Below are 9,479 nucleotides of genomic sequence, written 5' to 3'. Positions count from 1 at the left end.
GATAATCATATTTGAAAAGCCATCACCAAATTGATACGCAAGCACTGCAACTTGGCGTGGCACGCCGACTAAATCGCCCAGTGGTGCCATAAGTGGCATAGTGACATACGCTTGCCCAGAACCTGACGGAATAAAGGTATTAAGCACTGTTTGAATTACTAACATGCCAATGGCTGATATTTCAGCACTCACATAAGATAATGGCAGTGACATGCCATGCACTAAGCTATGCAATATTTGCCCATCTTCGAGGATTAAAGCAATACCACGGGCAACACCAATTAAAATAGCGGTGGTGACGAGATCTGAAACACCTTCAATAAAGCGGTTTGCAGCATCATCGGCAGATAAACGGCCCAGAATAGCGATCAACACACCCCACGCGATAAACACGCCGCCTAATTCGTATAAGTACCAGCCTTTGGTTGCAATACCCCATACAGCAACACCTAGCGTGACAATAAAGCTACCTAAAATTAATTTATGACGCAGTGCAAGTTCAGGGTAATGCGGTGTTGCTTGATCATTGAGAGGGCAAGGCACATCAAGCATCATGGATTTACTTGGATCGGCGGCCACCTTTTTAGTGTACTGCCACACATGATGAAAACCAATTAGTACAAAGGGCACAAATATCGCTAAGCGCAACCATAAACCAGAATAAACAGGAATTTCAGCAATCTGCTGGGCAATTAACACTGTGAATGGGTTAAACGCAGACACGCCATAACCAATCCCGTAACCGGCTACAATCATCCCTACTGCTGTCATTGCATCAAGGCGCATAGCTTTACAAAGAGCGACTAATATTAATACAAATGGAATATATTCACCCGCTGTACCAATACTGCTTGATGCTAAGGCAAAACAAAAAACCACCATAAATATAAGTCGTTGCGGCTTTTTACCATGGCGCTCAAGTAAACGGCCAATCAACGCATCAACCGTGCCGGTAGCACGGGCAATGGCCAGTACACCGCCAACAATCAAGACAAAAAAGATCACATCTTGCGCCGCAGCAAAGGCGCGCGGAATCGCCGTTAATAAATCCCAAGGGGTAAGATAGTGACGTTCAGCGACCGTATGATAGGTGCCCGCAAGGACCATTTCCCGACCAGACTCGGTGAGTGTTGTGTCAAAAAAACCTTGTGGTACTAACCAGGTAGCAACTAACGCAGTGACCATCATACCTAGCAGTAAAATCAAAGTATGCGGTACTTTGAAAGAATTACTCATACGTTCTCCATTTTTATAATTGGCGCAGCAGATATGCCTCGCTGTTTTTTGTTAAGGATAACACGAGTTATAAAATCACAATAAAAATAGCAACGTCAGTCTGTAAAGGAATGTAACGGGGGGCACTAAGTTAAAGAAGAAAGTTAGTTAAAAAGCGACGCAACAGGTAAATTGCGTCGCTTGTCATTTTATTACGCTTCTTGCTCGGCGATTTGTTTAAATGCTTGCACAAATGCGTCGCTTGGCTGGCCGCCAGTGAGGGCGTATTGATCGTTAATGATAAAGGTTGGCACTGAGGAAATGCCCATTTGCTGTAGCGCATTTTGCTCGCTGCGTACTTCTTGGAAATACTCGCCTGAGTCTAAAATTTCTTTTGCGCGGGCTCTATCAAGACCAACACTTTGTACTACATCAAGTAGGTTGTCTTGCTCATTAAGGAAAATTAAATCGGTAAAGTGGGCTTTAAATAAAGCGAGTTTTAGCTCGGTTTGTTTGCCTTCAGTGGCAGCCCAAGTGAGTAAGCGATGTAAGTCAAAGCTATTGATCATGATGCGTTTACCGTCAAAATTAAAGGTAAAGCCTGCTTTTTCACCCATCTCTAAAATACGTTTGCGGTTTTCGTCGCCTTGCTCCTCGCTCAGGCTATATTGTTGTTGTAAATGCTCATTTAAATCTTGCCCTTCAATTGGCATATCTGAGTTTAACTCAAATGGCTTCCAGCTGATCTCAGCTGAAAATTCGTCACTTAATTGCGCTAATGCTGTTTCAAGGTTTTTATAACCAATAATGCACCAAGGACACATTACGTCTGAAACGATGTCGATTTTTAGCTTTTTCATGAGTGAGCCTATTTTTTACAGTGTGTACGGGTCTATATGCAGGCGCGAAGGGGTTAATTCAAGAGGGGGGATTTTCAATTTACAGAAATAAGTGCTTAAACTGCACGGTAAGCGTTTACCGTGCAGTCGTTATGATGGACTAGCTTAGTCAGCTAAACCAAAAGGGTCTTCGATGCTATGGGCAGGCTCAGTAAACCATTTTGGCCCTTTATCAGTCATATAGAAATGATCTTCTAAGCGAACGCCAAATTCATCAGGTATAACTAGCATAGGCTCATTACTAAAGCACATACCTGTTGCAAGTGGGGTTTTGTTGCCGCCGACTAAATAAGGCCATTCGTGAATATCTAAGCCAATACCGTGGCCTGTGCGGTGGGGGCAACCTGGCGTTTGATATTCAGGACCTAGCTCTTGCGCGGCTAAGTAACTACGCGCGGCGGCATCGACTGCTTCACAAAGCGCACCAATTTTTGCAGCGTTGAAGGCGGCGATTTGCGCGGCTTTTTCGTAATCCCAAAACTGGCGTTGGCGCTCTGTGGCCTCACCAAACACATAGGTGCGGGTAATATCTGATAAATAATCATGTACTTTACAGCCAGTATCAATCAGTACCATATCGCCTTTTTTAAGAATTTGCGGGTCTTTCACGCCATGTGGGAACGAGGTTGCAACGCCAAATAATACGATGCAAAAATAGTTACCTGGAGCACCTACTTTTTGGTGTGCTTGCTTGATAAACGCTTCAACTTCGCTCGTGCTGATTCCTTCGTGTAACATACTTGCAGTTGCTTGGTGAACCGCTAACGTCATATCCATAGCGCGTTGCATCAGTGCCAGCTCGTTGGCTGATTTATGCATTCGACAATGAGCGGTCACAGGTTGTGCATTGACTAGGTTTAAGCCAGTTTGTGCTTTGTTTATACCATCAAAAATAAAGAACTGTGCGCTTTCGTCAATGCCAACAGTGCCATTAGCCGCAATGCCCATTTCTGCGAGTATTTCAACAAATAAAGCATAAGGGTTTTGGTGCTCTTGCCAACCACGAATAGGGCCATCGATGACTTTAAAACCGTTTAGTGAGCCAATTTCAAAATACGGGGCAATGTATTGTACGTCGCCTTTAGCCGGTAATATTGCGCCTACCATACGCTCACTGGCATACCAACGCATACCGGTAAAGTAGGTTAAGTTAGTGCCTGCATTTAAGTAAATTGCATCAATACAATTGGCTTGCATGTAGGCTTGTGCTTTGGCAATACGCGCTAAATGCTCATCAGCCTGAATAGGCATTAAATCGCCCGTCATATCGCTTAGACCGGCGAGTGCTTGCTCTTTAGTTTGCGTACCAATTCCGAATGTTGTCATGGTGCTCTCCTTTATTTATATGCGGCTATTGTGCGTGTGGCTGTGCTTTACTGCAAGCGGGTTGCGTTGAAAAGCGACTCACACAATAAGGGTGTATATCTATTTGCGGCGGGTGGTTTAAACACAGTGCGGTTATTAGCTCTGCGGTTACGGCGCCTTGGGTTAATCCTAAGTGCTGGTGGCCAAAAGCAAAGTACAGGTTATCGTGGTTCGGGGCGCTACCAATAACGGGCAATGAATCCGGTAGCGATGGCCTACAGCCCATCCAGGTACTGTTAGCATGTAATGAAAAGGCTGATCTATTCAGTAATGCTTTAGCGTTGGGTAATAATGCTAATGCGCGTTTGTTATTCATTTTTCGTTTGGTGCCGGCAAATTCTACCGTGCCAGCAATGCGTAGGCCTTGGCTCATGGGAGTCATAATAAAGTGACGCTCGGCAGAGGCCACAGGGCGTGAAAGCCCGTAATTACCGGCTAGCATGCAATGGTAACCACGTTCAGTATCAAGCGGCACTTTGTAGCCTAAAGGTTTCAATAGTGTGTTACTCCATGCGCCTGCGGCGATGACTACTTTATTCGCTGTGACAATTTGATTTTGGCAACTGAGTGTATAACCTTGCTTTGCAGGCTGTATCGAGGTGATTTTTTGTTGGCAAAATTGGCCGCCCAACGCGCTAAATTGTTCTGCTAAGTTGAGGCAAAATAAATGCGGATCAACACTGTGAGCCACCTCTTTAAATAATAAAGCGTAGGTAATGGTTTTAGCTAAATTGGGCTCTAGTAGACGCACGTGTTCGCCATCAAGTAACTCCACCTCAATACCCTGATCAAGGTAGCTGCGCAGCATAGCGTTAATTTTACTAAGAGGGGTGGTCTCAAAAGTCAGTAAGCTGCCCTTTTTAGTTAGTAAGTGGCCTAAATTATACTCACTGAGTAAGCGCTCATAAGCGGGGATCGCTAGTTGGTTTAACGCCTTAAGTGCTTGTGTGTTAGTGCGATAAGTCTTGCTTGGCATGTTTTTAACAAATTGCCAAAACCAAGGTAGGGCTTTAAAGCCATAACGCCAATCAATCCGTAGCGGCCCTAATGGATTGAATAACATACCGGGTAGCTTCTTTAATAGTGAAGGGTGCGCAAGCGGAAACACTTGCTCAGTCGCAAAGTGTCCAGCATTGCCTTTAGAGCAGCCTTGCGCTAAACCATTTTCATCATACAAGGTGACTGCAAAACCTGCTCGTTGTAGTTGTAATGCGCTACAAATGCCAATAATACCAGCTCCTATAACGGCGACTTGCTGTTTATTTTTATCCGCCAAAATAATTTACCTCTTCTATAAAAGTAATACCAAACACTTGATTTGTAGGCGCGTATACATTGCATCTCACTTTAAACAGTGATTTATGAAAAAAATCCCGCTGTATTAAATCAGTAAATAAGCATTGTTTTTCAGTTTCTTAAGTAGTTATTCCCAATCCCAAAAGAGCCTCAGAAGATAAACCTTTTAACAAACTTTAAGGTGGGATATTGATTATTGTATACAATATACCTATGATATCAAGCCTAAACATCAATCAGGTAATTAAAATGACAGTAACTTGGCAAGGAGTCTGTGCAGCAGTAATGGCTCAGTTTAGTGCAGACGACTCCATTAACTTTGCAACAACAGCAAACATGAGCGATGAACTGATCAACAAAGCTGTTCACGGCATGATTGCACTGGCTATAGCAAGCCCTACTAACCTAACAAAATTAAAGTGGGCTAAGTGATGCGTAAAGGAAGTTTTTTTTGTATTGACGGCCATACTTGCGGCAACCCAGTTAGGCTTATAACCAGTGGTCACCCGCAATTGAGCGGGCAGAGCATGAGTGAGAAGCGCCAAGATTTTTTGCAAAATCACGATTGGATCCGCCAAGCACTGATGTTTGAACCTCGCGGTCACGACATGATGTCGGGCGGATTTTTATATCCACCGACCACGGAAGACGGCGATGCCGCTATTTTATTTGTTGAAACATCTGGGTGTTTGCCTATGTGCGGCCACGGCACAATGGGTATCGTTACGTTTGCTTTAGAGCATGGTTTGTTACAGGCAAAAGTGCCGGGAACTCTGCTGCTAGACACACCTGCTGGGCGTGTCCAGATCAACTATGAAATGAGTGATGGCAAAGTACAGTGGGTAAAAATTTATAATGTACCTGCGTATTTAGCACATAAGTCGATAGTTATTGAAGTGCCTGAATTGGGCGAGCTGATAGTAGATATCGCCTATGGCGGCAACTTCTACATTATTGTTGAACCGCAAGGTAATTATAAAGGCATTGAACATTTAACGGCTGGGCAAATTTTGCAATATAGCCCGCTAGTGCGTGATGCAATAAACGCCAAAATTAAATGTGTTCATCCGCTTGACTCAACCGTTCAAGGCGCAAGCCATGTTTTATGGACAGGCACCCCAAAAAATGCCAATTCAGACGCCGCAAATGCAGTTTTTTATGGTGATAAAGCCATTGATCGCTCGCCATGTGGAACAGGCACCAGCGCCCGTATGGCACAGCTATTTGCCAAAGGGCAGTTGGCTCAAGGGCAAAATTTTATTCACGAAAGTTATATTGGCAGCCAGTTTATTGGTTGCATTGAACACGTAACAGAGATCGCAGGCATAACAGCTATCTTACCAAGTATTCAAGGTTGGTCTAGGGTGACGGGCACAAGTGCTATCACCGTAGATGACGATGACCCATACGCATTTGGGTTTCAAGTAATTTAATGAGGAGCAAAGCATGACATTAACAGGACAAAGTTTAGTAGCAGGGCAATGGCTCGGTCACTCTGGAAATGGTGAATTTAACGCATTTTCCCCCGCCCGCAATGAACCACTCGCAACGCGCTTTTTTAACCTCAGCGCCACTGAGTTAGACAGTGCAATAGAAGCCGCACAATCGGCGTTTTATGAATATCGTAAAACCAGTTTTGCACAACGAGCAGATTTTTTAGAATGTATTGCTGATCATATTTTAGCGCTTGGTGATGAGTTACTTGAGCAAACACAGCAAGAAACCAACTTACCGCTGGCACGTTTGCAAGGTGAGCGTATGCGCACCGTAAATCAGCTTAAAGCCTTTGCTAATGCATTACGTGACAACCCTGAATCGCCACTGGGTTTAAAAATAGTGGATGAAGCAGATGCCACCAGAGCACCGTTACCAAAGCCGCACACTGAACTTAACTATTTACCGCTGGGGCCGGTGGCTGTATTTGGTGCATCTAATTTCCCTTACGCCTTTTCAACACTGGGCGGCGATACCGCCGCAGCCCTTGCAGCAGGCTGCCCAGTAATTGTAAAAAACCACACCGCGCACCCAGGAACGGGTGAGTTGATGGCACGTGTGGCGCTTGCAGCCATTAAAGAATGTGCAATGCCGTTAGGCGTGTTTGCAATGGTACAAAGTAAAGCCTACGACATATCGCATCAATTAGTGGCTGCGCCGGCAATAAAAGCGGTGGGGTTTACAGGCTCTTTTAATGTGGCCAGCAAGCTGCAAGCAACAATTGCCAAGCGTGAAGAGCCGATACCATTTTATGGTGAGCTTGGCAGTATTAACCCACAAGTTATTTTACTCAATAAAGCCATTGAACATAGCAAAGAGATGGCACAATCACTTTGCCAGTCAATGCTGATGGGGAACGGGCAGTTTTGCACTAGCCCAGGGCTTTGGTTAGTACCAACCGGGTGTGACGAACTCGAAGCACATATAACAGCGTGTATTAATGATGCCCCATCAGACACTTTACTCACCCCTGGGATTGTTAAAACCTTTAAACACCAAATAGCAGAGCGAACTCAGCTTGATAAGCTTAGCGTGCTGGGTAAAGGCAAGCTGGAGCATGAATTTCATGCTAATGCACATGTATTTGCTTGTAATGCTGATGACTATTTAGCAATCTCAGCTTTGCAAGAAGAAGTGTTTGGCCCTGCTGCGTTAGTGGTGCGCTACGACAGTGAACAGCAGCTCATGACATTGATAAACCAATTACAAGGGCAGTTAACCGCCAGTATTCATGGCACTGAAGCTGATTTAAACAACGCCGATAGCCTTATCGAAGCGCTGCAATATAAAGTAGGTCGTTTGATAAAAAATCAGCTGCCAACAGGTGTTGAAGTGTGCGCTTCAATGAACCACGGTGGGCCGTTCCCAAGTTCAACCGATGTACGCAGTACCTCTGTGGGCGCAAATGCAATGTTACGTTTTATGCGACCAATTTGTTATCAAGCATAGGATTTATTGGGCGGGATATGCAAATTGTATATTCCCGCTTTCCCCCTTGTTTATATAGGGTACAGACAGATTCTCACTTGGCATATGAGTGAACTTGAGTATAATGTATGCTAAATGCAATGTAAGAGGATCACCATGGCTATCGAGCACAAAACCCGCACCCAGCTTGTTGCAGAAGCAATTCGCGCAAAAATTCTCTCTGGTGAAATTAAAGCAGGCGAGCCCTTACGTCAAGCTGCACTGGCAACAGAGATGAACGTAAGTCGTATTCCTGTACGTGAGGCACTTCTTCAGCTTGAAGCCGAAGGGCTTGTTAACTTTGAAGCGCACAAAGGAGCTACGGCAACAGAGCTTTCAGCATCACAAATTGATGAGATTTTTGATTTAAGAGCCTTACTTGAAGCAGAGCTATTAAGCCATTCAATAGACGGTTTAACAGATCAAGATTTAATCGACGCTGAGCTTATTTTAACTGAGCTTGAAAGCGCTATGGATGCGGGCGACACCCACCTTGCCACAGGCGATTTAAATAGTCGATTTCATGGTAAATTATATTCGCGCGCGCAACGGCCACAAACCCGTGAGCTGGTAGATATGTATAGTAAAAATTCAGAGCGCTACGTGCGCATGCATATTTTACTGGCTGGTGGTTTAACCACCGCACCCGAAGAGCACCGCACATTGTTAAATCACTGTCGCGCAAAAGACACTAAAAAAGCCTGTGACTTTTTGAAAAAGCATATCTTGGGCGCCAAAAACGACATTAAAAAGCTATTATTAAAAATCGAAGACGAAAAAAGGTAGCTTTATAAGTTGTAGTTACGCTGTGCAGCACTCACTTAATAGTTCATTGCCTTAGGGGCGTACTTTTCAGTGAATGAGTCAGCCAAGTTAGGCATCATAAGCGCACTGAGTGTAACGCCATTAATAGCCAGTATTGAGATATGAAATGAACGAGTTTGTTTAATATCTCAAAGCATACCCTATAGCTGTGTTTTATCGCCTTTCTAATTAAACAAGGCTTAACTAAGTACTTTGAATTTCAACAATGCAGTGTATCTTTTTGCATGCGTTCATAGCTGTTGTGCGGCTCATTTTTGTTTCACTAAAATAAGGTAAGCACGTTCCTTTAATAGGGGCTTGCAGTTTCGATACTAAAATTCGCGGTATGTAATTAGCATTAATTCTCGCTTGGTATTTTAAATTTAAAGTAACCTATTGATTTTATTGTTTTATACGCTCTTCATTCTCGGTTAACAAAAATGTTAGTTCTCGATTAAGTAAATCCTCGGTATGGCCGTGGCTAGTTTTTGTTGTCATCTTCATCATAAATTAGTAAGTTAATAATATTACTATAAATTTTAATGTGTATTTACGCAGTTTAGGATAATCACTCAAGAGTGTTTATCGGTATTCTTGGTAAAACGCTGTTATGTGAATAGAGCAATTAAGTCGTACCCTGCAAATGGAGTGTAGAGTTTTGTCAGAAAAACCAAGACGTGCTAGTGTAAATGACACGGTTAAAATGAGTTTACTCTGTGAAGTTGATGGCTCTTGCCCTTTGTGCAGAAGAGATCTCGTCGTTAAGAAAAACAAGAAAAATGTCAGAGTCTTCGATGTTGCTCACATTTACCCCCTGTAATGGTCTAATGAAACTGGACAGGTTTATAGCGTAAAATGAGCTAAACCCAAAAGGTATCACTATGACCAGAAAATCAAAAGTAACACTCAGTGCACAACAAAAACTTGAATATGCCAAAT

At 43.6% G+C, this 9,479-nt stretch carries 8 protein-coding genes; 4 read left to right on the top strand and 4 right to left on the bottom strand.

Translation table 11 applies throughout. From position 1 onward, the window contains the following. The 4 genes from H5232_RS21045 to H5232_RS21030 all read right to left on the bottom strand — a co-directional run. Window positions 1–1,236, bottom strand: a 1,236-nt coding sequence (locus tag H5232_RS21045; protein WP_182831453.1) for a YfcC family protein, incomplete at its 3' end; no start/stop codon positions are given. 191 nt (window positions 1,237–1,427) lie between these two features. Next, window positions 1,428–2,075 (bottom strand): DsbA family oxidoreductase, encoded by a 648-nt coding sequence (locus tag H5232_RS21040; RefSeq protein ID WP_182831452.1) that lies wholly within the window; start codon window positions 2,073–2,075, stop codon window positions 1,428–1,430. Between the two features lie 144 nt (window positions 2,076–2,219). Then, complete coding sequence (locus H5232_RS21035; protein ID WP_182831451.1) at window positions 2,220–3,440, bottom strand: Xaa-Pro peptidase family protein; 1,221 nt, start codon at window positions 3,438–3,440, stop codon at window positions 2,220–2,222. A gap of 25 nt (window positions 3,441–3,465) precedes the next feature. Beyond that, window positions 3,466–4,755 (bottom strand): FAD-binding oxidoreductase, encoded by a 1,290-nt coding sequence (locus H5232_RS21030; RefSeq protein WP_182797634.1) that lies wholly within the window; start codon window positions 4,753–4,755, stop codon window positions 3,466–3,468. A gap of 269 nt (window positions 4,756–5,024) precedes the next feature. Here H5232_RS21030 and H5232_RS21025 point away from each other — a divergent pair, with 269 nt between their 5' ends. The 4 genes from H5232_RS21025 (at window position 5,025) to H5232_RS21010 (ending at window position 8,522) form a co-directional block, all read left to right on the top strand. After that, a complete protein-coding gene (locus H5232_RS21025) occupies window positions 5,025–5,207 on the top strand; it encodes a hypothetical protein (protein WP_145234469.1) in 183 nt (60 codons plus the stop codon). After that, window positions 5,207–6,208, top strand: coding sequence for a 4-hydroxyproline epimerase (locus tag H5232_RS21020; RefSeq protein WP_182739491.1), 1,002 nt, complete (start codon window positions 5,207–5,209; stop codon window positions 6,206–6,208). Before H5232_RS21025 ends, H5232_RS21020 begins: the two co-directional genes overlap by 1 nt. A 13-nt stretch (window positions 6,209–6,221) precedes the next feature. Next, complete coding sequence (locus H5232_RS21015; RefSeq protein WP_182717615.1) at window positions 6,222–7,718, top strand: aldehyde dehydrogenase (NADP(+)); 1,497 nt, start codon at window positions 6,222–6,224, stop codon at window positions 7,716–7,718. A gap of 135 nt (window positions 7,719–7,853) precedes the next feature. Next, window positions 7,854–8,522: a GntR family transcriptional regulator gene (locus tag H5232_RS21010; RefSeq protein ID WP_145234461.1), complete on the top strand. Its 669-nt coding sequence runs from the start codon at window positions 7,854–7,856 to the stop codon at window positions 8,520–8,522. The last annotated feature ends 957 nt before the right edge of the window (window positions 8,523–9,479 follow it).

This window comes from Pseudoalteromonas sp. SG41-5, from assembly GCF_014164495.1.
GTDB lineage: Bacteria > Pseudomonadota > Gammaproteobacteria > Enterobacterales > Alteromonadaceae > Pseudoalteromonas > Pseudoalteromonas rhizosphaerae.
The sequence above is the reverse complement of the archived record's forward strand: the minus strand, read 5'-3'. Positions and strand labels throughout refer to the sequence as shown.